Below are 23,621 nucleotides of genomic sequence, written 5' to 3'. Positions count from 1 at the left end.
TCGGTTCCCGTTAGGGTTCCTGGCGGGAGTCTTGTGTGCGTGATCTGGTAGAGTTGTTCAGCTTGGGTGGCTTTGTGCTGCCCATCCTTATTCTTGCGGCCATTATTGCTCTGGCCATCATTGGGAATCGCTTCTGGGTGCTGCGGCGGGCGCGGATCGTGCCCGCGGGCTTAGTCGAGCAGGTTGCGGACCTGGTGGAAGGCGGCAAGCTGCCTCAGGCAGTGAAGCGGCTCTACGAAAATGATACCCCGGTGGCGCGTATTCTGCTCGTTGCCTTGCAGCAGATTGGCCAGCCACGCGACGCCATCAAGGAACTGGTGGAGGATGCGGGGCGGCACGAGATGGCGTATCTCGATCGCTACCTGAACTTTCTCGGCAGTATCGCCGGCGTGGCGCCGTTGCTGGGACTGCTTGGTACGGTCTTCGGCATCATGCACGCCTTTGCGGCCATCGGCGCTGTGGGCATGGGCGATCCCAAGGCCTTGGCGGGAGGAATTGCCGAGGCCCTGATCACCACCGCCGCGGGTCTGATCGTGGCCATTCCCAGCCTGCTCTTCTATCGCTATTTCCGCGGCCGGGTAGAGGCCCTGGTGCTGGCGACGGAGAAGGATGTCTTGAAGCTGGTGAATCTGCTGGCGGGGGCCAAGCAATCATGAATTTTCGCGCACGCGGGGGCATGGAAGAGCCCGAGATCAACGTCATCTCCATGGTGGATATCGTTCTGGTATTGCTGCTCTTTTTTATGGTGACGACGAGTTTTGTGCAACATAGTCATATCTCCATGCAGTTACCCAAGGCGCAGCAGGCCGCCAAGGGTGAGCCAAAAACGCCGATTACCATCGATCTCAGCGCGAGTGGGCGGGTGGCCATCGATGGCCATGGGCTGCCTATGAGCGCCCTGCTGGAACGTCTGAAGGCGCTGGCAGCGCAGGATCCAGAACGAGTCATCGTGCTGCGTGCCGACAAAGACGCCACCCAGCAGTATGTGATCGATGTCCTCGACGCGGCCCAGCAGGCCGGGCTGACGCGGATCAGTTTTGCTACCTTGAGTCAGGCGGGACACTGACGGGTGCGTTTGCAGGGGCGCTGGCAAGCCCGCGCGGCATGGCTGGCCGCCGTTCTGCTGCGGATGATTGTCTGGAGCTTGCGTTGGCGCGAGGAGGGGGCAGAGCCGATCCGCGCCCTGCATGCTGCGGGGCAACCCATCATTCTCGCCTTCTGGCATGGGCGTTTGGCCTTGATTCCCGAGGCCTACCGGCGCATCGGCGGGCAGCGGGTAAAGATTCTGATTAGCGAACACCGGGACGGAGAGTTGATTGCCCAGGTGATGTCCCACTGGGGCTATGAGGCGGTGCGCGGCTCCAGTCGCCGGGGTGCCCTCAAAGGGGCAAAAGGTATGGTGCGGGCAGCACGCGCCGGCTACGATCTGGCCATCACCCCCGACGGCCCGCGTGGCCCACGCGAGGAACTGCAGGCGGGCGTGCTGGAACTCGCTCGCTGGACCGGGCTTCCGGTCGTCCCCGTGACCTTCTCTGCGGCTTGGGGGCAGGAGTTTTCCAGTTGGGATCATTTTCTCTTTCCCTGGCCGGGGAGTCGCGCCGTGGTGCTGTGGGGGGAGCCGCTGCACGTACCAGCCGATACCGCGCCAGCAGACCTGCAACGAATGCAAGGTGAACTGCAGGCGGCGATGCGGGCACAGCGGCGGCGTGCCGACCAGTTGATAGGGGCGAAGGGGCATGAGGATCAGGATCCATGAGTTACTACGGCAGTAATGCCTGGCGCGCCCGCTGGGCGAGTTGGCAGGACGCTCGCGCCGGGCGCTTGGCCCAGGCAAATGCCCGTCTCGGAGGGCTGAAATTGCCCGGCGATCGCGGGCCAGTGTTATGGCTGCAGGGGGCTGAACGTAGCGACGATCTGCGCCTGGGGGTGGAACTCTGCCGTGCCATCAGCGAGAAACGCCGTGATCTGCGCATGATCCTGACCTTTGAGCAGGAGGACCCGGCACTTTTTCCCGAAGCCACGGCGGGCATCGAAAGATTGGGTTACGGTTTTGGCCCCTGTGCCCATCCCCGCGCTCTTTCCACCACCTTGGAGCGATTGCGGCCTTTGCGGTATTTGGGTTTGGGTCGCAACCCCAGCCCCGCCCTCGCAGGCCTTTTGCGGGAGCGCAAGATTCCTGCCCTGGCTGTCGCTGCAGCGCCCAGCAAGGGCGCCGAGAATACCCCCTGGGAGGCTGTGCTTCCGCGTAGCCAAGCGCAATACCGGAGCTGGCAGGCGCTTTGTGATCGGCCCGTCTTGCAGGAGCCGGTGGATTTTTTGACGTTGGTCACGGTAGCCCAGGTCGATCCCAACTTCCGTAACCTCATTCTTGGTAGCCAGGGCGACGCTCTTTTTTGGGTGACGGGCTTGCAAGCCGGCGATTGGTCGGAGTGGCTGGCGGCCTGGCAGGCGTCCCCGCTGCGGGTACGTGGCCTGCTCTTCCTCGAAGGGGCCGGGGCACCCGCGAGCCTGCCGCGACTGTCGCGCTGGCAGCGCGACCTGCAGCCGGTAGGGACCGTCCTGCAGGTGGACGAGGCGCGCTGGTATCCCGCCCTGGCCGCTGCGTGTGATGCCGTGCACCTGCGCGCCGCGAGCACCACCCAGATATGGCAGATCTTTGCTGGGGGGCGCCCACTGAGTCGCTATCCTGGCCAATCCTGGGATTTGCCAGATACGCCGGCAACCCTGCCGGTAGAGTGGGCAACGCCGCAAGAAGTCCTGCAGCATTGGCAAAGGATACTGGCCGACCCCATTGCCGCGCGCGAGGAGGCCGATGCCTACCGGCGCTTCTTTTGGCAACAGCGCCGCCTGGCTGGGGAGCGCTTGGCAGAATTTCTGCAGCGCGTATTCGACTGGTGAACTGGCGACAGCAACTGGAGCGTCAATGGTATAGCGGTGGAGCCTGTTCTGCCCTCTTGCGACCCTTGGGCGCACTGTACTGCGCCGCTGCGGGCTGGCGTCGGTGGCGGGCACGGCCCAGTCCTGGGGTCCTGCCCAGTATCGTGGTTGGGAATCTGAACGTGGGGGGTAGTGCCAAGACCCCCGTCAGCATCGCCTTGCTGCACCATTTGCAAGTGAACGGTTGGAATCCTGCCGCCATCAGCCGTGGCTATGGCGCACGACCACCGCAGGAACCCTATGCGGTCTGCAGCGATGACCTTCCCGCCCACGCCGGGGATGAGCCCCTGCTCTTGCGCGCGGTGGCGCCGGTCTACCTGAGCCGTAGGCGCCACACCGGGATTGTTGCAGCCGCCGCTGCGGGCCATGACATCGTCGTTCTCGATGATGGCTTTCAGCACCTCGCCCTGCGGCCGAGCATTTCGCTCCTGCTTCTGCAAGGCGAGCGCCCGTTTGGCAATGGTTGCTGCCTGCCGGCTGGTCCCTTGCGCGAGGGCAAATCTGCCCTGCAGGCTGCTGATGCCTTGCTCTGCGATCCTGCGGCGGCGGCTAGCCCGGAGCTGATCGGGGTTTCTCGGCCGCTGTTTCGCTATGCCCAGCAGGTTACGCGTTTGCACAGCTTGTTCGACCCGCTGCAGGAGCTGCCCCTGACGGCGCTGCAGCAACGGCGGGTGCATGCGGTTACCGGTATTGCCCGCCCGGAGCGCTTGCAGCGTACCCTGGAAAGCCTTGGGGCAGCGGTGATCTTGCATGCCTTCCCCGATCATCATGTCTTCCGTCAGCGGGATCTGGCGCATCTCCCCGCGCCCCTCGTCATGACCAGCAAGGATGCCGTAAAATGTGCAGGACTTTCTGATCTGCCAGAGATCTGGGTGCTGGAGATCGGTATCCACTGGGAGCCGGCTTTCTCCGACTGGCTCGACCGACGACTGGCGCAATGGAGGAAGGCACCGTGAAAATCGATCGCCGTTTGCTCGACCTGCTGGCTTGTCCGGAATGCAAGGGGCCCCTGGTTCCTTGTGCGGCACAAAGTGCCCTTTGTTGTACTCGGTGCAAACTGCGTTTCCTGGTGCGGGAGGGCATTCCTGTGCTGCTTGTGGAAGAGGCGGAGCCCATCGACGGCGAGTCACCGTGAATTTTACCGTTCTCATCCCCGCCCGCCTGCAGTCCACCCGCCTCCCGGGAAAGGTGCTCCTCCCCATCGCTGGTCTACCGATGATCGAATGGGTGCGGCGTTGCGCCCTGGGCAGTGGTGCCCGTCGCGTAGTGGTTGCCGCCGATGATGCACAGATCCTGGCTGCCGTGGAGGCGCACGGTGGCGAAGTGGTACAGACCAATCCACGCCATAGTTGCGGTAGTGAGCGCCTTGCAGAGGCAGCAGAGATTCTGGGGTTGCCAGCGGATGAGATCATCGTGAATCTGCAAGGCGATGAGCCGCTCATGCCGGCGTCATTGATCCATGCGGTGGCAGCGGCCTTGGCCGCCGATCCGCAGCTGTCCGTGGCGACAGCGGCGGTACCCATGACGCGCTGGGAAGAATTCATTGATCCCCACGCCGTGAAAGTGGTGCTGAATGCCGCAGGGGATGCGCTGTATTTTTCTCGCGCGCCCATTCCCTGGGATCGTGATGGCTATCCCCTGGCCGACGCCGACGCTGCGCTCCCGGCGGGGCAGCATTGGCGGCACCTCGGGCTTTATGCCTACCGCGCCGGATTTCTGCGCGACTACGCGCGCTGGCCACGTTCGGCGCTCGAGACGATCGAATCCCTGGAGCAGTTGCGCATTCTCGAACGCGGTGAGCGAATTCGGGTATGCTGTGGCGACATGGCCGCGCCGATTGGCGTTGATACCCCCGCCGATCTGGTCCGGGTGCGGGCCGTATTTTCTACCTACGAGGAGTGTCGTATATGAAACTGAAAGAAATCCCTGCTGGCAAGGCGGTCCCCGACGATATCCATGTGGTCATCGAAATCCCCCAGGGATCGAACATCAAATACGAGGTAGAGAAGGCTTCCGAGGCGATCTTCGTCGATCGTTTTCTCTTTACCTCGATGCAGTATCCCCTGAATTATGGCTTTATCCCCAACACCCTCTCCGACGATGGCGACCCGACGGATGTGCTGGTGGTCTCTCCCCAGCCCGTAGCGCCTGGCTCGGTGCTGCGCGCCCGTCCCGTGGGGGTCTTGACCATGGAAGATGAGAAAGGATTGGACATGAAGATCATTGCGGTGCCCCATGCCAAGATTGCGCCAGGCTATGAGTCCATTCAGGACGTTCACGATCTGCCGCAATCCCTGCTCGATCAGGTGCGCCATTTCTTCGAGCACTACAAAGATCTCGAGCCGGGTAAATGGGTGAAACTCAAGGACTGGGCGGGTGTCGACGCCGCGCGGGAAATCATCCAGAAGGACGTTGCCCGTTTCCCGGGCTGACGGACGCTCTTCTGCCGGGACTTCGCTGGTCTCGGCAGCACAACTGCCGGTCGCCCTTCCTTGGGGCCGATTGGAGGCAGAGGGGCCGCTCTGGCAGCGCGTTCCCAGCCGTGATGAATATGGCAATCTCCTGGCGGACTTCCGCATGCTCTTTCCGGGCTTACGGCGTCAGGGTCCAGAACGGCAACTACAAACCCTGCGTTTGGTCGGCGGGGTCTTGCAGCGATACCAAAGCTGGGTGGTCTTCGCCGATCTCAACCTGCGTATGAACCTTCTTTGGGTGAGTATTCGGGCCCGCCCGGGGCTCACCGTCGAGATTCCCGCTGCGATTCTGCAGGAGGTGCCGGAGGCACGCCTGCTGGCGCCGTACTGGCGCCGCAACCGTTAAGCCGGAGCGATCTCGGGTAGCCGCAGAACGACTTTGTCGGCCTCCAGATCGGCACGGATCTGGGTTCCCTTGGGCAGGTCGCTGAAGAGGATATGCTCGGCGAGGGGCTTTTTCAGTTCTTCCTGAATCAGGCGCGCCATGGGACGTGCGCCCATCAGGGGATCATACCCCTTCTTCGCCAGCCACTGCCGCAATTCGCTGCTGACCTCCAGGCTATAGCCCTTCTGCAGGAGTTGCTCATCGAGCTCCATGAGGAACTTGTCCACCACATGCAGAATGTCTTCCCGCGCCAGGGGCGAGAAGGGGACGATGGCATCGAGCCGGTTGCGAAATTCCGGGGCGAAGACGCGGCGAATACTTTCCATCTCCTTGCCACTTTCGCCGCCTTGTTGCACAAAGCCGATGGCCGCCTTGCCCTGCTCTTCGGCCCCGGCATTGGTGGTCATGACCAGGATCACCTGGCGGAAATCGACCTGTCGACCGCTGGCGTCGGTGAGCTTGCCGTGGTCCATGACCTGCAGCAGGACATTGAAGATGTCTGGATGGGCCTTTTCGATTTCATCGAGGAGCAGAACCGCGTGCGGATGCTTGAGGATGGCATCACTGAGCAAGCCGGACTGATCATAGCCGACATAGCCCGGCGGGGCACCGATCAGGCGCGCAACGCTGTGGCGCTCCATGTATTCGCTCATATCGAAGCGTAGCAAGGGGATGCCCAGAAGCTGGGCAAGCTGGCGGGTGAGTTCCGTCTTGCCGACACCGGTAGGGCCGGAAAAGAGGAAGGCACCGATAGGCTTTTCGGCATGGCGCAAGCCGGCCCGCGAAAGCTTGATCGCGGCGCTGAGCTCCTGAATGGCCCGGTCCTGACCAAAGATGACCAAACCCAGATCGCGCTCCAGATTTTTCAGCGCGCTACGATCATCGAGGGAAACCGATTTGCCCGGAATGCGGGCGATCTTGGCGACCATGTCCTCGATGTCGTGAACGCCGATACTTTTCTTCCGCCGCGAGGGCGGGAGTAGGGCTTGGGCGGCGCCGACTTCGTCAATCACGTCGATGGCCTTGTCCGGCAAGTGCCGATCGTGGATGTGCTTGATGGAGAGCTCCACGGCGGCGCGCAGGGCAGCGTCGGTGTAGCGCAGATGATGATGGTTCTCAAAATGACGCTTGAGGCCGCGTAGGACTTCAATGGCCTCGTCGGGGCTCGGTTCGGGCACGTCAATTTTCTGAAAGCGTCGGCTCAGGGCACGATCCTTCTCAAAATGCTGCCGGTACTCCTGATAGGTCGTGGCTCCAATACATTTCAGTTCCCCCGCCGCCAGCGCTGGCTTAAGCAGGTTGGAGGCATCCATGGCGCCGCCAGATACCGCCCCGGCCCCGACGATGGTGTGGATTTCGTCGATGAAGAGAATGGACTTGGGCTGCCGCTGCAGGGCCTTGAGCACGGCCTTGAGACGCTCCTCAAAATCGCCGCGATAGCGTGATCCCGCAATGAGGGCACCCATGTCGAGGGCGTAAATGATGGTGTCTTCGAGAATTTCCGGGACCTTGCCATGGACGATGGCACGCGCCAGGCCCTCGACGATGACGGTTTTCCCCACCCCCGCCTCGCCAACGAAGAGGGGGTTGTTTTTCCGTCGCCGCGCCAGAATTTGCAGGGCGCGTTCCAGTTCGTGGCTGCGTCCGATCAGCGGATCGATGCGTCCGGCTCGGGCCAGGGCATTGAGGTTGCGGGTATACGCCGCCAGGGGATCCTTGCCTGGTTTCCGCTCCGGTGTGCTTTCTGGCTCCTCGCTTTCCTCACTGCCTTCATCACGCTGCTGCCCGTGGGCGAGGTAGGTGACCACATCCATACGCGAGACGTGTTCCTTTTGCAGGTAATAGACCGCATGGGACTCGCGTTCGGCGAAGAGGGCAACCAGGACATTGGCCCCGGTGACCGCATCCTTGCCCGCCGATTGCACATGGTAGAGCGCGCGCTGAATGACACGTTGGAAGCCGATCGACGGCTGACTGTTGACCGTGCCCGCGTCGCCCAGGGAGGGAATCTTTTTGCTGAGAAAGTTTTTGAGCTCCCGACTCAGGCGCTTGCGATCGGCACCGCAGGCATCCAGAACCTCGATGCTGGCAGGGTTATCTAGCAGAGCGAGTAAGAGATGTTCGACCGATGCGTACTCGTGCCCATATTCCCGTGCCGTTTGAAATGCCTGATTGATGGATTGTTCCAAGGATTTGTCTATCATCGCTCACTCCTTTTCCATCGTGCAGCGCAGGGGGTGCTGGTGCTGCCGTGCATCGGCGGTAACCAGGGTGACTTTGGTTTCCGCAAGATCAAAGGGGTAGACCCCACATACTCCCTTCCCCTGATGGTGCACCTCCATCATGATCTGAACCGCCTCCTCATGACTCTTGTAAAAATATTCCTCGAGGATGCGAACTACGTAGTCCATGGGGGTGAAATCATCATTCAACAGGCAGACGCGATAGAGATGCGGTTCCCGCACTTGCGTGCGCCGCTCTAGTACCGGTTCTTGGGAATGTTTTCGTGCCGTCACACCCTGGCTCCTGCAAAACTCTCTTCCTTCATTGTGGCGCCAGTCTGCGGACTAGGCAAGGAAAAGGGCCGAGGAGCAAGCCCCTCGGCCCTGGCATCCAGAAGCGCCAAATTACTTGGTGATATTGATGGAGGCCTTGCTGCGCAGGTCAGAGACAAACTTGGCCGCTTCCTGCTGCTGCAGCTGTGCCTTGATCCGGCTCTGCATGGAGCTCAGGGAAGGCGGTGTCACGGGACGGGTCGCCTGCACTTCGATGATGTGATAGCCAAACTGCGTCTGTACCGGTCCTACAGGCTTGTCGATCGGGGCGGTCTCGATGGCCTGCGCAAAGGGTGGTACGACCATACCGGGCACAATCCAGCCCAGTTCCCCGCCATGGGCAGCACTGCCCTTGTCGATGGAGTATTTCTCTGCCAGTTTGGAGAACTTCTGGCCAGACTTGAGATCGGCGAGGATCTTGTCGGCCTCGGCCTTACTCTTGACCAGAATATGGCGGACTTCATATTCCTTTTTGCCCATTGCGGCGACAAACTTGTTGTAGGCGGTCTGCACGTCGGTCTGGGACACGGGATGGGACTTCACGTAGGATTCAATGGCGGCATCGGCCAGAATCTGCCGCTTGGCCAAACTCAGACGCTCTTTGACATCAGCTGACTGCGCCAGACCGTGCTGGTCGGCATACTGCGACAACACTTCCATGTTGATCAGATTCTGGACGACCTGTTCCCGGGCATTGGGCTCTTTCGCCAAATCGGGGCTCATGTCCATGATTGCCTCGACCTGACTATTGTCGATGGCATGACCATTGACCGTAGCTGCAGGTGCCGCAAACACTGGCAGGGAAAAAGCGCCGACGATGCCGGCAAGAACAACTGCGCGAAGTTTCATGAGTTTTCCTTCAGTTTGATTAAGACGAAGCATTATCCATGGGGATAGATCACAGGTAAACTGGCGGTCTTTGCAAGGCTCCTTCCACCTGCATCCGGCGTTCCGTACCAAAAAGCTGGGTGACGAGCTGGAGCGCAAAATCGATGGCGGTACCGGGGCCCCGGGAAGTGGTGAGCTGCCCGTCGACGACGACGGGATCCTCGCGATACTGGTATTCCTGGCTATCCAGGGCGAGACTGCCGGGATAGCTGGTGACCTGTTTACCACGCAGGATCCCAAGTTCGCCGAGCAAGGCGGGAGCGGCACAGATGGCAGCCACGTGGTGTCCAGACGCGCTGCGTTCGCGCAGCAGGGCGCGCAGACTGTCGGACTGGCGCAAGCGCTCTACGCCACCCGCTCCGCCGGGCAAGAGCAGTACATCCATGGGCTGCCGCGCGCGCTCCGCCCAGGCCTGATCGGGCAGCAAGCGCACGCCGCGCGAAGCGACCACCACCCCGGCGCCATCCATGCCGGCCAGGCAAACATCGGCACCGGCGCGGCGCAGGATGTCGGCGCAAATCACCGCCTCCATCTCTTCACAACCGTCGGCGATGGGGATCACTACACTGGGCGCTGCGGACATGTTCGGTACCTGCATCCATTCCTACGCGGCTTTGACCGTGCCCGCCGCATTTTTATCCCTATAGACCGGAAACGGGATGGTCGTCTTTACGGTCTTCCCATTCTTGTTGATCTCCACTGGGTTTCCCTCGAGGATTTCCAGCGCCTTGCGCAACACGAAGTCGGTGGCGAGGTTGGGTCCCTCTGTGGGCGTGCCGCCCTTGCCATTGCTGACCGGCGCTGCGGGCTCCAGGATACGGTACTGTGGCTGAATTTTCTGACAGGGATCCGCAGCCTTGAGGACTCCTGGCAACTCGGCCTCCTTCAGCAGGGCCGAATCGATTTGCTGTTCCTCGCTGCTGTGCGGCACGATGGCGACGTTAGGTACGATCCCTTGCCCCTGGATGGAACACCCCGCAGGCGTGTAATACAACGCTGTGGTCAACTTCAGGGCGCCGCCATTGTCGAGGGGAATGACGGATTGAACGGATCCCTTGCCAAAGCTGCGGCTGCCTACGACCAAGGCGCGCTCGTCGTCCTTCAGTGCGCCGGTGACGATCTCGGCCGCCGAGGCCGTGCCGCCGTTGATGAGGACTACCAGGGGGGCGCCGTGGAGGAGATCGGGTCCGTGGGCGCGGAAACGCATCTCGCTCTCCGCTGCCCGCCCCTTGGTATAGACGATCAAGCCATGGGTCAGAAAGGTGTCTGCCGTCTCCACCCCCGCCTGGAGTACACCGCCGGGATTGTTGCGCAGATCGAGAATCAAGCCCTTCAGTTTGCCGTTAGCGTCGCTCTCCAGCTGTTTGACGGCGGCCTGCACTGCATTGCCGGTATTGTCCTGAAACTGACTGACGCGTAGATAGCCATAGTCCGGGGCGATCATCTGATAACGCACACTCTGCACCTTGATGATGGCGCGGGTGAGGGTCAGTTGCAGCGGGACGCTATTATGCGGGCGTAACAGCGTCAGCCGGACCGTGCTTCCCGGCTTGCCGCGCATCTTGTCGATGGCCTTTTCCAGCCCCAGACCCTCGACGGCCTCGCCATTGATCTTAATGATCAGATCGCCAGCATGAATTCCCGCCTGTGCCGCTGGGGTGCCGTCGATGGGGGTCACCACCCGCAACAGTCCGTGATCGGGGGTGATCTCGATGCCCACGCCACCAAAACGCCCATCCGTAAACACCTGCATCTGCTTCCATTCTTTGGGCGTGAGATAGGCAGAGTGCGGATCGAGGGCGTGCACCATGCCCGCAATCGCCCCCTGCATCAGGGTGTTATCGGAGCTGGGATCGACGTAATCGGATTTGATTAGGGCGAAAACCTGACTGAAGGTCTGGATTTCCTTGAGCGGAATTGCTGATGCACTGTCGGCATGGGCCGCTGGGCTCGCAAGGCTGAAGACCGTGATGGCGACAAGGGGCAGGCAAATTTGTAGGATGCGGCTGGTCATGCGGGCTCCACGAGATGGATGCTCAACGAAGGAAATGCAAGGGGTTGACGGGGTGTCCGTGGCTGCGGATTTCGAGATACAGACCGTCTGCATTCATTTCGCCGCCGCTACCCACGCTGCCCACCAGGCTTCCGGTCTGTAACTTTTGTCCGACCTGCACAGCAGGTTTGGCGAGATGCCCATAGATGGCAAGAACCAGATCTGCCTGCTGAACGATGACGATCTCGCCATAGCCGCGTAGTGGTCCTGCATAGAGCACCATCCCCGGGGCGATGGCATGCACTGGCGTGCCCGGTGCGGCGGCAAAGGTGATCCCTTGCCAGTTCGGACCACCATCCATACGAGGTGTTCCGAAGAGGTGTTGGATCGGCGCGCTGACCGGCCGCGGGAAACTCCCCTGCCCCACGGTGCTGCTGGCTGGTGGCGTGCTGGGGGCCGTCGGTTTCAGCTCGGCAATCTGGGGTGCTTGAACGGGAGTCGGTGGGGGTACCGCCTCCTGGTGAATTTCCTTTTGTAGTTGCTCCGCACGTCTTTGCTCGGCGGCGGCTTTGGCCGCAAGTTCGGCCCGCTGCTGCGCAGCGGCTCGGGCGGCAGCACGCCGCTCCGCCGCCGCCCGAGCCGCTGCCGCCCGCTCGGCGGCCAAGCGTTCTGCGGCCCGTTTGCGTGCCTCTGCCGCGCGGCGCGCAGCCGCCGCCTTTTCGGCAGCGACTTGCTGGGCATACTCCGTCGATAAACGATTGACCAAGCCATTGAGAATATTGGCGTTGGCCTCCAGGTTGGCAATCTTTGCCTGGTCGGCGGCAATGCGCTGCACCAGTTGTTCCTCCAGCTTGGCATGCTGGGCACGTTGCCCCTGCAGGGTCTTCTCCTGGGCTTGGGTCAGGGTTGCCAAGTGGGTGAGCTGGGCTTCCTGCTGTTTTTTCTGCCCCTGCGTCTGGCTGATTTTGTTGCTCGTGACCTGGGTCTTGCTGATCAGGTCCAGGCGCGCCTTGGCCAAGGCCTGATAGTACACGCTGAGTCGGCCAATTTCTGCCGGCTTCTCGGTTTGCAGCCATACCGCCAACGGTGTCTCCCCACCGAGCATATAAGCCGCACGTAACTGATCTGCGAGAATTTCCTTCTGCTGCAACAAGTCTTGTTGCAGCTGGTTGATTTGTGTCTGCAGGGTCTGAATTTCTTGCCGTGTTTTCTGCCGTTGACCTTGAATCTTGGTGAGCTGAGCTTGGGTGGCCTGGATCTTGACGTCGAGTTGATGGATTTCCGCGCGTAGCTCAGATTGTGATTTCTGCTTTTTCTGCAATTGCGCCTGCAGGTTCGCCACGCTCTGATGGATAGACTCCAGGCGTGCCTTACTCTCGTGAATCTTTTGCGGTAAATTGCTCGCCTGGGCGGACATTGCGCCCAGGAAACAGCATGTACCGGTCAGCAGGATAGTGGAAGGAGAGAGGTATTTCACGCGTTCTCGAGCAGACTTTTTCCGCCCATCTCAGGAGCCTTGGGCAGGCCCAGGAGCTGCAACAGCGTCGGGGCCAGGTCTTCCAGGGCGCCACTTTCCTGCAGACGACCCGAACGGCCAATATACAGCAGAGGAACGGGATTGCAGGTATGTGCAGTGTGCGCCTGACCCGTCTCGGGGTCGAGCATTTGCTCGACATTGCCGTGGTCGGCCGTGATCAGCACTTCGCCACCCTGTGCCCGCACGGCCGGCACGATGCGACCGAGGGCTTGATCCACCGCCTCAACCGCGGCCTTGGCGGCAGCGAGTTTGCCGCTATGGCCAACCATGTCGGGATTGGCGATGTTGCAGATGATGACATCGTAACGTCCGGCCTGAATGGCACTCACCAATTGCTCGGTAAGATCCCGCACACTCATCTCCGGTTGCAGGTCATAGGTGGCAACCGCCGGTGAGGGGACGAGGATGCGATCCTCGCCCTCGAATACCTGCTCTTCCCCGCCATTGAAGAAGAAGGTGACATGGGCATATTTTTCTGTTTCTGCAATCCGCAGCTGGCGCAGACCGAAGCGGGAAACCCATTCGCCGAAGGTGTTGCGTAGGCGGGTGGGCGGATAGGCCACGCTGACCGGAAATTGCTCGCTGTATTCCGTCAGGGTGACGAAGGCGGCGAGTTTGGGTATGACGCTGCGCGGAAACCCGCTGAAGTCCGGCTCAACGAAGGCGCGGGTGATCTGTCGGGCGCGATCAGAGCGGAAATTCAGAAAGAGGATGCTGTCCCCATCCTCGACGCGAACCGGCGACCCAATGCGGCAGGGGGGGATGAACTCATCGCTCTCGACGCTAGCATAAGCGGCTTCCAGTGCGGCCTCCGCACTGGGGTACTCGCTGCCGCAGCCCTGGGTGATTAAGTCATAGGCCTGCTGCACCCGGTCCCAGCGGTGGTCTCGATCCATGGCATAGTAGCGCCCGATGACGGTGGCCAGGCGTCCCCCCTCTTCGGTCAGCGCCGCCTCGATCTTGGCCAGGGAGGCTGCCGCCGAGCGTGGTGCGGTATCGCGGCCATCGAGAAAAGCATGCACATAGACCCGTTCCGCACCACGCTCCCGCGCCATATGCAAAGCGGCGATCAGATGATCTTCGTGCGAATGCACCCCACCGGGAGAGAGCAGGCCGAGGATGTGCACGGCCTTGCCCCGCCCCTGTGCCGCATCCACGGCTTCCACCAGGGCCGCGTTCCCATAAAAGCTGCCGTCAGCAATGGCCCGGTTGATCCGTTCAAATTCCTGATAAACCACCCGTCCGGCACCGATGTTGATATGCCCGACCTCACTGTTGCCCATCTGACCACGCGGCAAGCCGACCGAGGCCTCCGAGGCCTGCAGGAGGGTATGGGGATGGCTCTTCCACCAGCTGTCCCAGTGCGGCGTGTGCGCCAAGCTGATGGCGTTGTCATCCGCCGCTTCCCGATATCCCCAGCCGTCGAGAATGAGTAGTACCACGGGGCGGGCGGATGCTGTGCTCACAGAACTCCTTTACCAGGCTTGCTTGGTCAAGCGCCGATTCTAGCCAAGACTGCTGCCCGCCGCTACCAGCGGAGTCAAATGCCAGATCTCGTCATTGTACTCACGGATGGTGCGGTCACTGGAAAAGACGCCACTGGCCGCGGTATTGCGAATACTGAAGCGCAGCCACTCCTGCTGATCCCGCCAGAGTTCCGCGACCTCCTGCTGCTTTTGCTTGTAGCTGCTGAAGTCGGCGAGCACCATCCACGGGTCGTAGGGGGACAGCACGGCATCGAGGAGGCAATCGAAGAGACCGAAGTCGTAAGGGTTGAAATAGCCACTGCGCAACAGATGCAGGACCCGCTCCAGGTCCATATCGGCGTCGACGAAATGCTGCGGCTGATACTGGGCGCGTAAATGTGCCACCTCTTCGGCATTCAGGCCAAACAGGAAAAAGTGCTCGGCGCCGACGGCTTCGCGGATTTCGATGTTGGCGCCATCAAGAGTGCCAATGGTCAGGGCGCCGTTCATCATGAATTTCATGTTGCCGGTACCCGAGGCCTCCTTGCCCGCGGTGGAGATCTGTTCGGACAGGTCGGTGCCGGTACAGATCTTTTCCATGAGAGAGACGCGATAGTCGGGGAGGAAAACCACGCGTAGGAGCCCCTGGGTGTCGGGATCGCCATTGATGGTACGCGCAATTTCGTTGATGAAGCGGATGATGCGCTTGGCCATGAAGTATCCCGGCGCGGCCTTGCCGGCGAAGAGGACGTTGCGCGGGGTGAAATCGGCAATATCCCCGCGCTTGATCCGATCGTAGAGATGCACCACATGCAGGGCGTTGAGCAATTGGCGCTTGTATTCGTGGATGCGTTTGACCTGGGTGTCGAGGAGGGCTCCTGGGATCATCTGCACCCCGGTCTGGCGGGCGATCAGCGCGAGCAGCCGTTCCTTGTTGTCCGCGCGGATCTTGCCCCAGCTTTTGCGGAAGCGGCTGTCGTCGGCAAAGGGGGCCAGATCCTGCAGTGCTGCCAGATCTTGCTGCCAGGCTGTGCCGATCTTGCTGCTGATCAGCTTGCATAGTTCAGGATTGGCAGACTGTAGCCAGCGCCTTGGGGTAACGCCATTGGTCTTGTTGTTGAAGCGCTGAGGCCAGAGTTGCGAAAAGTCGTGAAACAGTTCTCGGCGCAGGAGCTCGGTATGCAAGGCGGCGACGCCATTGACGGAAAAGCTGCCGACCACGGCCAGATTGGCCATGCGTACCATGGGTTCCGGGCCTTCTTCGATCACCGATACGCGGCTCAGCAGGGCACTATCGCCCGGGTTCTTGCGCGCCACTTCGCGCAGGAAGCGGGCGTTGATCTCGTAAATGATCTCCAGGACGCGCGGCAGCAACTGACGAAAAAGGCGCAGCGGCCAGCGCTCCAGTGCTTCGGGCAACAGCGTGTGGTTAGTATAGGCCATGGTGTTGCTGGTGATCGCCCAGGCGGCATCCCAGTCCAGACCATGCTCGTCGAGCAATAGGCGCATCAGTTCGGCAACGGAGATGCTCGGATGAGTGTCGTTGAGCTGAAAGACGTGTTGCGCGGCAAAATCGGAAAAATCCTCGCCATGCAGATCTACCCAGTCCGCCAACACGTCCTGCAGACTGGCGGAGGCGAGGAAATATTGCTGGCGTAGGCGCAATTCCTTGCCGTTCTCGCTACTGTCGTTGGGATAGAGGACCATACTGATGTGTTCGGCGGCATTTTTCGCCGCTACGGCCTCGGGATAGGCGCCCGCATTGAATTCCCCCAGGTCGAAGACATCGGTGGCTGCGGCGCGCCAGAGGCGAAGGGTGTTGACGACGCCGTTGGCGTAACCGGGGATGGGAATGTCGTAGGGCACAGCGAGGACGTCGTGGGTACCCACCCAGCGGAAGCGCTGTCTTCCGGCGGTGTCGACATAGCTCTCCGTATGCCCGCCGTAGGGGATATGACGCACACGATGTGGGCGTTTCAATTCCCAGGGATAACCATTTTTGAGCCAGTGATCGGGCTCTTCGACTTGCTCGCCGGCACGAATTTCCTGACGAAACATGCCATAGGCGTAGCGGATGCCATAGCCCGTCACCGGTAGGGCGAGACTGGCGCAGCTATCGAGAAAGCAGGCGGCAAGGCGGCCGAGGCCGCCATTGCCGAGACCGGCGTCGGCCTCCTTCTCGGCGAGCTCCGCCAGTTCCCAGCCCTGCTCGCTCAGGGCACTCTGCGCGACCTCTTCCAGCTCGAGATTGAGCAGGGTGTTGTGCAGGCTGCGTCCGAGTAAAAACTCCAGGGAGAGATAGAACGCGCGTTTCCCTTGGGTAGCCAAGCGTTTTTCTTCGGTTCGGTTCCAACGCTCCACCAAACGGTCGCGCAGGGCCATACCGAGAGCAGTATAGACGCTGCCGGAAACGCTCTCTGACTGGGGTGCAGCGCTTGGCACCCCCAAAGTGCGGAAGAGATAGTGCTGCGTGTCCCGGCACAGACCCTCGCCGTCCATGGCCAGGTCGGGCAGGATACATTCACTGTTTTTGCTGCGTTTCCGGTTCATGGCGGATTCCTCTGCGGAGAAGACGCTCTTTGATCATAGAACCTTTTTATGGGCTTGAGAAGGCCTATCCGGCTTGCTTTTTTGCGGCCGATCGCCAAGCTATGGCCTGCACGGATTGGTTCGGGAGAAGCGGATGGCAAAGACCCTGGCAGACTTCATTCGGGAGGCGCGGGCAGAGATTGCGGAGGTGGACTGCGACACGGTCGAGGGCTGGCTCGACGCCGGCGAGGAGGTGTTGATCGTGGACGTACGCGAAGCCGAGGATTTTCACAAGGCGCGCCTGCCCGGCGCCCATCACGTGCCGCGGGGCCATCTCGAGGCCCTGGCAGACCGTGCGTACGGCAAGGCGCACCCGGAGCTCTCGCGAGCGCAGGAGCGGCGCGTGCTGCTCTACTGTGACAGTGGCACGCGCTCGGCCTTTGCCGCGCTCACCCTGTTACAGATGGGCTTTACCCAGGTCTACAGCCTTGCCGGTGGCATGGTGGTCTGGGAGGCAGAAGATAAGCCCATCATTTCCTAAGCTTACAGGGCGAGCGGCGCGCCAAAATTGTCGCGGTAGCGCTGGGCAAACTCGGCTGGAGTGAAGCGATGATTCTGGGTGCCCGCGACCTCGATCTTATAGGCCCCCAGCAGAGCGGCGATACGACCACTCGTTGCCCAGGGCAGACCGCGTTCGAGACCATAGAGCAGACCGGCCCGGTAGGCGTCACCACAGCCGGTTGGATCGATTACGGCGACGGGTTTGGCGGCAGGGATGACCACTTCTTCCTCGCCCAGGTAGATGCGCGAGCCTTGTTCCCCCTGCGTGACAATCAGGGCCTTGAGCTTTTGGCGTAAAGCCGCCAGGTCCCAACCGGTACGCGATTGTACCATCCCGCACTCGTAATCATTGACGCTCAGGTAGTCGGCCGCGTCGATCATCTGGCGCAGGGTCTCGCCATCGAAGAGGGGCAGGGCCTGTCCGGGATCGAAAATAGTCTGTACCCCGGCAGCATGCAGGTCGGCGAGGTGATGCCGCATGGCGTCGAGACCATCCGGGGCGACGATGGCCCAGCGACTGTCGGCAGGAATGTGCCCCGCCAGGCGATTTTCACCCGCCCGCATCATCGCGCCGGGGTGAAAAGCGGTAATCTGATTGTCGTCGAGGTCGGTAGTGATGAAGGCTTGCGCGGTGTACTGATCTGCCAGGGTGGCGATGTGCGTCTGGGCGATCCCCAGATCCTGTAGGTGCTGGGCATAGGGTGCAAAGTCCTGCCCCACGGTGCCTACAATCAGGGGGTTGCCATCCAGTAATTTCAGATTATAGGCAATGTTCCCTGCGCAGCCGCCGAAGTCGCGGCGCATCTCCGGGACCGTGAAAGAGACATTCAACATATGTACGCGGTCGGGGAGAATATGCTCCTTGAAACGGTCCTGAAACACCATGATGGTGTCAAAGGCGAGGGAACCGCAGATGATGGTTGGCATGGATGCTCCTGTTGATTTTTTGCAACGGTTAAGAGTGGTAATTTGCACGAATCTGGTCTACAATGTAGCCATTGTACGACAGAGTCGCTAGGTGGTGCGAATCGTGATGGGGCGTGGGATCTTACCGTTGCTGCTGATCGCTGGGTTGCTTGGCATCCCCATGCAGGCAGTTGCGGCCAGCGAGCAGCCCTACGTCAACCTTTTTGGCGGCAATACCTTCTTTGGGCCGGATAGTTCTCTGGCTGGGGGTGGCTCCGTGGGTTTGCGGCTCGGGCAGCGGCTGGGTCAGCACCTGGGCATCGAGGCACAGATCGCTTCCGCCTTCGCGCATTTGCAGGATCAGGGCAAGACCAGTGCGAATCAATACAGTGGCTCGCTCATCGGTAATTACTACGCCTTTTCTGGCTCCTCCTCGCCGTACCTTTCGTTGGGGCTTGGCGCCTCCAGTGATGTCCTGAATGCACAGTTGGGGCGGGGTACCTCACCCATGGCGATTTTCGGGCTGGGCTACGAGCAGCAGATCGGCGCGCATTTTGGTCTGCGTTTGGGCGTGCAGGATCAGCTCCTCCTCGATACCCCGCGGCCGCAGGGGGGTGCCCTGAACAATGTGCAGGTCACCGGCGGCATTTCCTATTATTGGGGCGGCAGTGAAAAGCAGCATGTCTTTCCCATCATTGCGCCGACGCGATCTGGTTCTTGAAGGCTTTTTGCGCTCGCAATGAGCGCCTTTCATTTTCGTAGTGCTTTTCCCTCTGCTATATTGATTGGGATTTTCGCGATCCTATCGCTCATGCAGCCGAGGAGCCCTCCGCATGTCCCATACCCATTTGTTCACCTCTGAATCTGTTTCCGAAGGCCATCCGGACAAGGTCGCAGACCAGATCTCTGATGCCATACTCGACGCGATTCTGGCGCAGGACCCACATGGCCGCGTAGCGGCGGAGACCTTGATCACCACGGGCCTGATCGTGCTCGCCGGCGAAATCACCACCACGGCGCAGGTCGACTATGCCGACGTGGCGCGGCAGACGGTACGTCGGATCGGCTATGACTCCTCGGAAATGGGTTTTGACTGGGCATCCTGTGCCGTGGTCCAGACCCTCGACAAGCAGTCGCCGGATATTGCCCAGGGGGTGGATGAAGGGAAGGGGTTGGATCTCGATCAGGGCGCGGGGGATCAGGGGCTGATGTTTGGCTTCGCCTGCGATGAAACCGACGTGTTGATGCCCACACCGATCTACTTTGCCCATCGCCTGACCGAACGGCAGGCCCTGGTGCGGAAAGATGGACGTTTGCCCTGGTTGCGCCCCGACGCCAAGAGTCAGGTTACGGTGCGCTACGAGGATGGCCGCCCGGTGGCAATCGATGCCGTGGTGCTGTCGACGCAGCATAGCCCGGACGTGCGTCATGCCGATCTCGTGGAGGCCGTGCGGGAAGAAATCATCAAGCCAGTCCTGCCGCCGGAAATGTTGCACAAGGGGACGAATTATTTCATCAATCCGACGGGCCGTTTCGTGATTGGGGGGCCGGTGGGCGATTGCGGTCTGACCGGGCGCAAGATCATCGTCGATACCTACGGCGGTCAAGGCAGTCATGGTGGCGGCGCTTTCTCGGGCAAGGATCCTTCCAAGGTTGATCGCTCTTCTTCCTACGCGGGACGCTATGTCGCCAAAAACATTGTGGCCGCAGGTCTGGCTAAACGCTGCGAGGTGCAGGTGGCCTACGCCATTGGGGTCTCGCAGCCGGTGAGTCTGATGGTCGATACCTTCGGCACAGGCACCATCGCCGATGATCGAATTGCCGCGATCGTGCGCGAGCAGTTTGATCTGCGCCCCAAGGGCATCATCCAGATGCTCGATCTGTTGCGGCCCATCTATGGCAAGACCGCAGCCTATGGCCATTTTGGTCGGGAAGAGCCCGAGTTTACCTGGGAACGTACCGATCGCGCTGCTGCCCTGCGTGCCGCCGCTGGCTTGAATTGAGTCTTTGACCCAGCCCGAGGGGCGCTGCAGCCGTCGCGGTCTGGCGGTCAGGCTCGGGCCTGGGTTGTCGCTTCAACCGCGCTCGACTTTCACAGGAGTCGAACCCCGATGAATGCCGTGTTGCAAGATCAAGCTGATTACAAAGTTGCCGACCTGTCCCTAGCCAATTGGGGCCGACAGGAAATTCGGATTGCCGAAACCGAGATGCCGGCCTTGATGCGCATCCGGGAAAAATATCGCGCCGAGCAACCACTCCAGGGTGCGCGTATCGCCGGCTGTATCCACATGACCATCCAGACCGCCGTGCTCATCGAGACCCTGATTGCCCTGGGGGCGCAGGTGCGTTGGTCGTCTTGCAATATCTTCTCGACCCAGGACCAGGCAGCCGCGGCGATTGCGGCGGCGGGCATTCCGGTCTTTGCTTGGAAGGGCGAGACGGAAGAGGAGTATTGGTGGTGTGTGGAACAGACCATCTCCGGGCCGGGAGGCTGGAAACCCAACATGATCCTGGATGATGGCGGAGATCTCACCGGCCTCTTGCACGAAAAGTATCCGCAGTTGCTGAGCGATATCCATGGCGTGTCGGAGGAGACCACCACCGGCGTGCATCGTCTCTGGGAAATGCTCAAGGACGGCAGCCTCAAGATCCCGGCCATCAACGTCAACGACTCGGTGACCAAGAGCAAGAACGACAACAAGTACGGTTGCCGCCACTCCCTCAATGATGCCATCAAACGGGCTACGGATCATTTGCTGTCGGGCAAACGGGCCTTGGTCCTGGGTTACGGGGATGTGGGCAAGGGTTCGGCTGCCTCCCTACGCCAGGAAGGCATGATCGTGCGGGTTACCGAGATCGACCCGATCTGCGCGATGCAGGCGTGCATGGACGGTTATGAAGTGGTCTCGCCCTACATCAACGGCATCGACGATGGCACAGAGGCCTGTATCCACCGCGATCTGCTGGCGCAGACGGATCTGCTGGTAACGGCCACGGGCAATTACAATGTCTGTAACAGCCGCATGCTCGCAGCTCTGAAGCCGGGGGCAGTGGTATGCAATATCGGCCATTTCGATAACGAAATCGATACCGCTTACCTGCGTGCGAACTGGGCCTGGGAAGAGGTGAAAGCGCAGGTGCACAAGGTGTACCGAGACACGCGTGCCGGTGGCAAGATCGATCCGGCCAGTAATGACTATCTGATCCTGCTCTCCGAGGGGCGTCTGGTGAATCTGGGCAATGCGACGGGTCACCCCAGCCGTATCATGGATGGCTCCTTTGCCAATCAGGTCCTGGCGCAGATCCACCTGTACCGAGAGCAGTTCGCTAAGCTGCCGGCGGCGGATAAGGCTCAGGCCATTCGTGTTGACGTACTGCCCAAGCAATTGGATGAAGAGGTAGCGCGTTATATGGTGGAAGGGTTCGCCGGGGTAATCACCCAGCTGACCACGGAGCAAGCGGAGTACTTGGGCGTGGCGGTTGATGGTCCGTTCAAGAACGACGCCTATCGCTACTGATGAACACGCCTGAGATCTCGGTGGAATTTTTTCCACCGAAGAATCCCGCCGGGGAGGAGCGTCTGCAGGAAGCGATGGCTGCTCTGGCTGCCCTCCGCCCTGCCTACGCCTCGGTTACCTATGGAGCCGGGGGCTCGACGCAGGAGCGTACCCTGGCCACGGTGCGCCTGATACAGCAGCAAGTGGGATATGAGGCGGTTCCTCACCTCACCTGCATTGGTTCCACCGAGGCGGGGATTCGCGAGCTGCTGCAGCGCTATCGCGACTGGGGCGTGCGCCGTATCGTGGCGCTGCGCGGTGATCTCCCCGCTGGCATGGAAAACCCCGGCTTTTTTCGCCATGCCAGCGACCTGGTCGCCTTTATTCGCGACTTCGGCGGCTTTGAGATCGTGGCCTCGGCCTACCCCGAAGTCCATCCGCAGGCGCAGGATGCGCGTCGTGACCTCGACTATCTGGTGGCCAAGGTCGAGGCTGGCGTCGATACCCTCATCACTCAATATTTCTATAATCCTGATGCATACCTGCAGCTGCGTGATGCCTTGGCGCGGCGGGGGATCACGGTGCCGATCGTGGTCGGTGTCATGCCCATCCATAATTATGAGCAAATTGCGCGTTTTTCTGCGCAGTGTGGAGCGGAGATTCCACGCTATCTGCGCATGCAGTTCGAGGCCTATGCGGATGATCCGCGCTCACAACAGGCATTGGCTGCCGAGTTTCTTACGCGGCAATGCAAGCTCTTACTCCGGGAAGGGGCGCCCGGTTTGCATTTCTATACCCTGAATCAGGCGGATGCCACCCTTGCCATTGCGCAGGGCTTGGGTATTTGAGCGATTCCGGCGCGCTGATATACACTCCCCACTAAATTCGGTGGGCTGCGGCGGCGCCTGATCTTTTTTTGTCCTTTAAGGAGTTACTTCCATGTCCAAGAAGCATCCCGTCATTGCGGTGACCGGGTCATCCGGTGCCGGCACCACTACTGTTAAGCACGCCTTTCACGATGTCTTTCACCGCCTGGACGTCAACCCGGTAGTGATTGAGGGGGATAGCTTTCATCGCTACAACCGGGTGGAGATGCGGGAAGCTATTGCCAAGGCTGCAGCAGAAGGGAAGACCATCAGCCACTTTGGCCCGGAAGGGAATGATTTTGGCGCCTTGGAGGCCTTATTTCGTCAATACGGTGAGACCGGTACCGGCAAGATGCGCTATTACGTGCATGATGAGGCCGAGGCCGAACTGCGTGGCAGTGCGCCCGGCACGTTCACCCCGTGGCAGGAGATTCCGTCGGGCACCGACCTGCTCTTTTACGAGGGTCTGCATGGTGGCGTAAAGACGGAAGAGCATGACGTTGCCAATTACGTAGATTTGCTGGTGGGTGTGGTACCGGTGGTCAATTTGGAGTGGATCCAGAAGATCCATCGTGACAATGCCCAGCGCGGCTATTCGGCAGAGGCAATCGTCGATACCATCCTGCGACGGATGCCCGATTACATCCACCACATCACGCCACAGTTCAGTCGCACCCACATCAACTTCCAGCGCGTACCGATGGTGGATACCTCCAATCCCTTTATTGCGCGGGATATTCCGACTCCAGACGAAAGTATGGTGGTGATCCGCTTCAGCGATCATCGGGAGGAGAACTTTCCCTATCTGCTGCAAATGATTCCTGGAAGTTTCATGTCGCGGAAAAACAGTATCGTCGTGCCTGGCGTCAAGATGGGATACGCCATGGAATTGATCCTCGGACCCCGCATCGAGCGCATGTTGTCGGAGCGCTGAAACCGCTGCGTGCCTGCTTTGCGCATTCGAGCCGAGGCCTAGTCCTCGGCTTTTTTATAGGCGGATCAAAATGGTTGCGAGAGAATTGTCGCT

The 23,621-nt window shown here is 60.7% G+C and carries 24 protein-coding genes and 1 riboswitch; of the genes, 15 read left to right on the top strand and 9 right to left on the bottom strand.

Annotation, left to right across the window (positions count from 1 at the left end; translation table 11 throughout):
- Positions 1 to 35: 35 nt before the first annotated feature.
- Genes M5D89_RS01215 through M5D89_RS01175 form a run of 9 tightly spaced genes read left to right on the top strand, consistent with a single transcriptional unit; the run spans position 36 to position 5,757 of the window.
- Positions 36 to 656, top strand: a complete 621-nt coding sequence (locus M5D89_RS01215; RefSeq protein WP_248883919.1) for a MotA/TolQ/ExbB proton channel family protein — start codon at positions 36 to 38, stop codon at positions 654 to 656.
- Complete coding sequence (locus M5D89_RS01210) at positions 653 to 1,066, top strand: ExbD/TolR family protein (RefSeq protein ID WP_248883918.1); 414 nt, start codon at positions 653 to 655, stop codon at positions 1,064 to 1,066. The genes M5D89_RS01215 and M5D89_RS01210 overlap by 4 nt, the downstream gene beginning before the upstream one ends.
- A 3-nt stretch (positions 1,067 to 1,069) precedes the next feature.
- On the top strand, positions 1,070 to 1,756 hold the full coding sequence (locus tag M5D89_RS01205; RefSeq protein ID WP_248883917.1) for a lysophospholipid acyltransferase family protein: 687 nt from the start codon (positions 1,070 to 1,072) through the stop codon (positions 1,754 to 1,756).
- Complete coding sequence (locus M5D89_RS01200; protein ID WP_248883916.1) at positions 1,753 to 2,898, top strand: hypothetical protein; 1,146 nt, start codon at positions 1,753 to 1,755, stop codon at positions 2,896 to 2,898. Before M5D89_RS01205 ends, M5D89_RS01200 begins: the two co-directional genes overlap by 4 nt.
- Positions 2,895 to 3,893, top strand: coding sequence for a tetraacyldisaccharide 4'-kinase (gene lpxK / locus M5D89_RS01195; protein ID WP_248883915.1), 999 nt, complete (start codon positions 2,895 to 2,897; stop codon positions 3,891 to 3,893). The genes M5D89_RS01200 and lpxK overlap by 4 nt, the downstream gene beginning before the upstream one ends.
- Entirely contained in the window at positions 3,890 to 4,072 is a 183-nt protein-coding gene (locus M5D89_RS01190; protein ID WP_248883914.1) for a Trm112 family protein, read from the top strand. Before lpxK ends, M5D89_RS01190 begins: the two co-directional genes overlap by 4 nt.
- Positions 4,069 to 4,848 (top strand): 3-deoxy-manno-octulosonate cytidylyltransferase, encoded by a 780-nt coding sequence (gene kdsB / locus M5D89_RS01185; RefSeq protein WP_248883913.1) that lies wholly within the window; start codon positions 4,069 to 4,071, stop codon positions 4,846 to 4,848. Before M5D89_RS01190 ends, kdsB begins: the two co-directional genes overlap by 4 nt.
- Positions 4,845 to 5,369, top strand: a complete 525-nt coding sequence (gene ppa / locus M5D89_RS01180) for an inorganic diphosphatase (RefSeq protein ID WP_248883912.1) — start codon at positions 4,845 to 4,847, stop codon at positions 5,367 to 5,369. Before kdsB ends, ppa begins: the two co-directional genes overlap by 4 nt.
- Positions 5,350 to 5,757 carry a hypothetical protein gene (locus M5D89_RS01175; RefSeq protein WP_248883911.1) on the top strand — a complete coding sequence of 136 codons (408 nt, stop codon included), beginning with the start codon at positions 5,350 to 5,352 and terminating at the stop codon, positions 5,755 to 5,757. The genes ppa and M5D89_RS01175 overlap by 20 nt, the downstream gene beginning before the upstream one ends.
- Here M5D89_RS01175 and clpA read toward each other — a convergent pair.
- The 8 genes from clpA to M5D89_RS01135 form a co-directional block, all read right to left on the bottom strand.
- Complete coding sequence (gene clpA / locus M5D89_RS01170; RefSeq protein ID WP_248883910.1) at positions 5,754 to 8,000, bottom strand: ATP-dependent Clp protease ATP-binding subunit ClpA; 2,247 nt, start codon at positions 7,998 to 8,000, stop codon at positions 5,754 to 5,756. The genes M5D89_RS01175 and clpA overlap by 4 nt on opposite strands.
- A gap of 3 nt (positions 8,001 to 8,003) precedes the next feature.
- The gene (gene clpS / locus M5D89_RS01165) at positions 8,004 to 8,312 is read right to left on the bottom strand and encodes an ATP-dependent Clp protease adapter ClpS (RefSeq protein WP_248883909.1); all 309 of its coding nucleotides are present in this window, start codon (positions 8,310 to 8,312) and stop codon (positions 8,004 to 8,006) included.
- 111 nt (positions 8,313 to 8,423) lie between these two features.
- Complete coding sequence (locus tag M5D89_RS01160) at positions 8,424 to 9,200, bottom strand: peptidylprolyl isomerase (protein WP_248883908.1); 777 nt, start codon at positions 9,198 to 9,200, stop codon at positions 8,424 to 8,426.
- 49 nt (positions 9,201 to 9,249) lie between these two features.
- A complete protein-coding gene (locus tag M5D89_RS01155) occupies positions 9,250 to 9,822 on the bottom strand; it encodes a DJ-1 family glyoxalase III (protein WP_248883907.1) in 573 nt (190 codons plus the stop codon).
- Between the two features lie 21 nt (positions 9,823 to 9,843).
- Positions 9,844 to 11,253, bottom strand: coding sequence for a S41 family peptidase (locus M5D89_RS01150; protein WP_248883906.1), 1,410 nt, complete (start codon positions 11,251 to 11,253; stop codon positions 9,844 to 9,846).
- A 22-nt stretch (positions 11,254 to 11,275) separates the two neighbouring features.
- Positions 11,276 to 12,709, bottom strand: coding sequence for a murein hydrolase activator EnvC family protein (locus tag M5D89_RS01145; RefSeq protein WP_248883905.1), 1,434 nt, complete (start codon positions 12,707 to 12,709; stop codon positions 11,276 to 11,278).
- The gene (gpmI, locus tag M5D89_RS01140) at positions 12,706 to 14,235 is read right to left on the bottom strand and encodes a 2,3-bisphosphoglycerate-independent phosphoglycerate mutase (RefSeq protein WP_248883904.1); all 1,530 of its coding nucleotides are present in this window, start codon (positions 14,233 to 14,235) and stop codon (positions 12,706 to 12,708) included. Before gpmI ends, M5D89_RS01145 begins: the two co-directional genes overlap by 4 nt.
- A 39-nt stretch (positions 14,236 to 14,274) precedes the next feature.
- Entirely contained in the window at positions 14,275 to 16,785 is a 2,511-nt protein-coding gene (locus M5D89_RS01135; RefSeq protein WP_248883903.1) for a glycogen/starch/alpha-glucan phosphorylase, read from the bottom strand.
- A gap of 133 nt (positions 16,786 to 16,918) precedes the next feature.
- Here M5D89_RS01135 and M5D89_RS01130 point away from each other — a divergent pair, with 133 nt between their 5' ends.
- Positions 16,919 to 17,305 carry a rhodanese-like domain-containing protein gene (locus M5D89_RS01130; protein ID WP_248883902.1) on the top strand — a complete coding sequence of 129 codons (387 nt, stop codon included), beginning with the start codon at positions 16,919 to 16,921 and terminating at the stop codon, positions 17,303 to 17,305.
- Positions 17,306 to 17,307: 2 nt separating this feature from the next.
- Here the strand turns inward: M5D89_RS01130 and M5D89_RS01125 are convergent, their stop codons facing one another.
- On the bottom strand, positions 17,308 to 18,252 hold the full coding sequence (locus M5D89_RS01125; protein WP_248883901.1) for a carbohydrate kinase family protein: 945 nt from the start codon (positions 18,250 to 18,252) through the stop codon (positions 17,308 to 17,310).
- Between the two features lie 91 nt (positions 18,253 to 18,343).
- On the opposite strand from M5D89_RS01125, the gene M5D89_RS01120 reads away from it, so the two are divergent.
- From M5D89_RS01120 to M5D89_RS01100, 5 genes are all read left to right on the top strand, one after another.
- Positions 18,344 to 18,952 carry an outer membrane beta-barrel protein gene (locus tag M5D89_RS01120; protein WP_248883900.1) on the top strand — a complete coding sequence of 203 codons (609 nt, stop codon included), beginning with the start codon at positions 18,344 to 18,346 and terminating at the stop codon, positions 18,950 to 18,952.
- Positions 18,953 to 19,064: 112 nt separating this feature from the next.
- Positions 19,065 to 20,234: a methionine adenosyltransferase gene (gene metK, locus M5D89_RS01115; RefSeq protein ID WP_248883899.1), complete on the top strand. Its 1,170-nt coding sequence runs from the start codon at positions 19,065 to 19,067 to the stop codon at positions 20,232 to 20,234.
- Positions 20,235 to 20,244: 10 nt separating this feature from the next.
- A riboswitch (S-adenosyl-L-homocysteine riboswitch) is annotated at positions 20,245 to 20,325 on the top strand.
- Positions 20,326 to 20,342: 17 nt separating this feature from the next.
- On the top strand, positions 20,343 to 21,749 hold the full coding sequence (gene ahcY, locus M5D89_RS01110; RefSeq protein ID WP_248883898.1) for an adenosylhomocysteinase: 1,407 nt from the start codon (positions 20,343 to 20,345) through the stop codon (positions 21,747 to 21,749).
- Positions 21,749 to 22,576 carry a methylenetetrahydrofolate reductase [NAD(P)H] gene (gene metF / locus M5D89_RS01105; protein ID WP_283102935.1) on the top strand — a complete coding sequence of 276 codons (828 nt, stop codon included), beginning with the start codon at positions 21,749 to 21,751 and terminating at the stop codon, positions 22,574 to 22,576. Before ahcY ends, metF begins: the two co-directional genes overlap by 1 nt.
- A gap of 91 nt (positions 22,577 to 22,667) precedes the next feature.
- Complete coding sequence (locus M5D89_RS01100; protein ID WP_248883896.1) at positions 22,668 to 23,528, top strand: phosphoribulokinase; 861 nt, start codon at positions 22,668 to 22,670, stop codon at positions 23,526 to 23,528.
- Positions 23,529 to 23,621 lie beyond the last annotated feature (93 nt).

The sequence above is a fragment of the Acidithiobacillus acidisediminis genome, assembly GCF_023277115.1.
Taxonomy (GTDB): domain Bacteria; phylum Pseudomonadota; class Gammaproteobacteria; order Acidithiobacillales; family Acidithiobacillaceae; genus Igneacidithiobacillus; species Igneacidithiobacillus acidisediminis.
The sequence above is the reverse complement of the archived record's forward strand: the minus strand, read 5'-3'. Positions and strand labels throughout refer to the sequence as shown.

Excerpts from the sequence above, each read along its gene's own strand:
- M5D89_RS01210 (WP_248883918.1), top strand. The coding sequence starts at position 653 with ATGAATTTTCGCGCACGCGGGGGCATGGAAGAGCCCGAGATCAACGTC.
- M5D89_RS01200 (WP_248883916.1), top strand. The coding sequence starts at position 1,753 with ATGAGTTACTACGGCAGTAATGCCTGGCGCGCCCGCTGGGCGAGTTGG.
- ppa (WP_248883912.1), top strand. The coding sequence starts at position 4,845 with ATGAAACTGAAAGAAATCCCTGCTGGCAAGGCGGTCCCCGACGATATC.
- clpA (WP_248883910.1), bottom strand. The coding sequence starts at position 8,000 with ATGATAGACAAATCCTTGGAACAATCCATCAATCAGGCATTTCAAACG.
- M5D89_RS01160 (WP_248883908.1), bottom strand. The coding sequence starts at position 9,200 with ATGAAACTTCGCGCAGTTGTTCTTGCCGGCATCGTCGGCGCTTTTTCC.
- M5D89_RS01155 (WP_248883907.1), bottom strand. The coding sequence starts at position 9,822 with ATGTCCGCAGCGCCCAGTGTAGTGATCCCCATCGCCGACGGTTGTGAA.
- M5D89_RS01150 (WP_248883906.1), bottom strand. The coding sequence starts at position 11,253 with ATGACCAGCCGCATCCTACAAATTTGCCTGCCCCTTGTCGCCATCACG.
- M5D89_RS01135 (WP_248883903.1), bottom strand. The coding sequence starts at position 16,785 with ATGAACCGGAAACGCAGCAAAAACAGTGAATGTATCCTGCCCGACCTG.
- M5D89_RS01130 (WP_248883902.1), top strand. The coding sequence starts at position 16,919 with ATGGCAAAGACCCTGGCAGACTTCATTCGGGAGGCGCGGGCAGAGATT.
- M5D89_RS01125 (WP_248883901.1), bottom strand. The coding sequence starts at position 18,252 with ATGCCAACCATCATCTGCGGTTCCCTCGCCTTTGACACCATCATGGTG.
- metK (WP_248883899.1), top strand. The coding sequence starts at position 19,065 with ATGTCCCATACCCATTTGTTCACCTCTGAATCTGTTTCCGAAGGCCAT.
- ahcY (WP_248883898.1), top strand. The coding sequence starts at position 20,343 with ATGAATGCCGTGTTGCAAGATCAAGCTGATTACAAAGTTGCCGACCTG.
- metF (WP_283102935.1), top strand. The coding sequence starts at position 21,749 with ATGAACACGCCTGAGATCTCGGTGGAATTTTTTCCACCGAAGAATCCC.
- M5D89_RS01100 (WP_248883896.1), top strand. The coding sequence starts at position 22,668 with ATGTCCAAGAAGCATCCCGTCATTGCGGTGACCGGGTCATCCGGTGCC.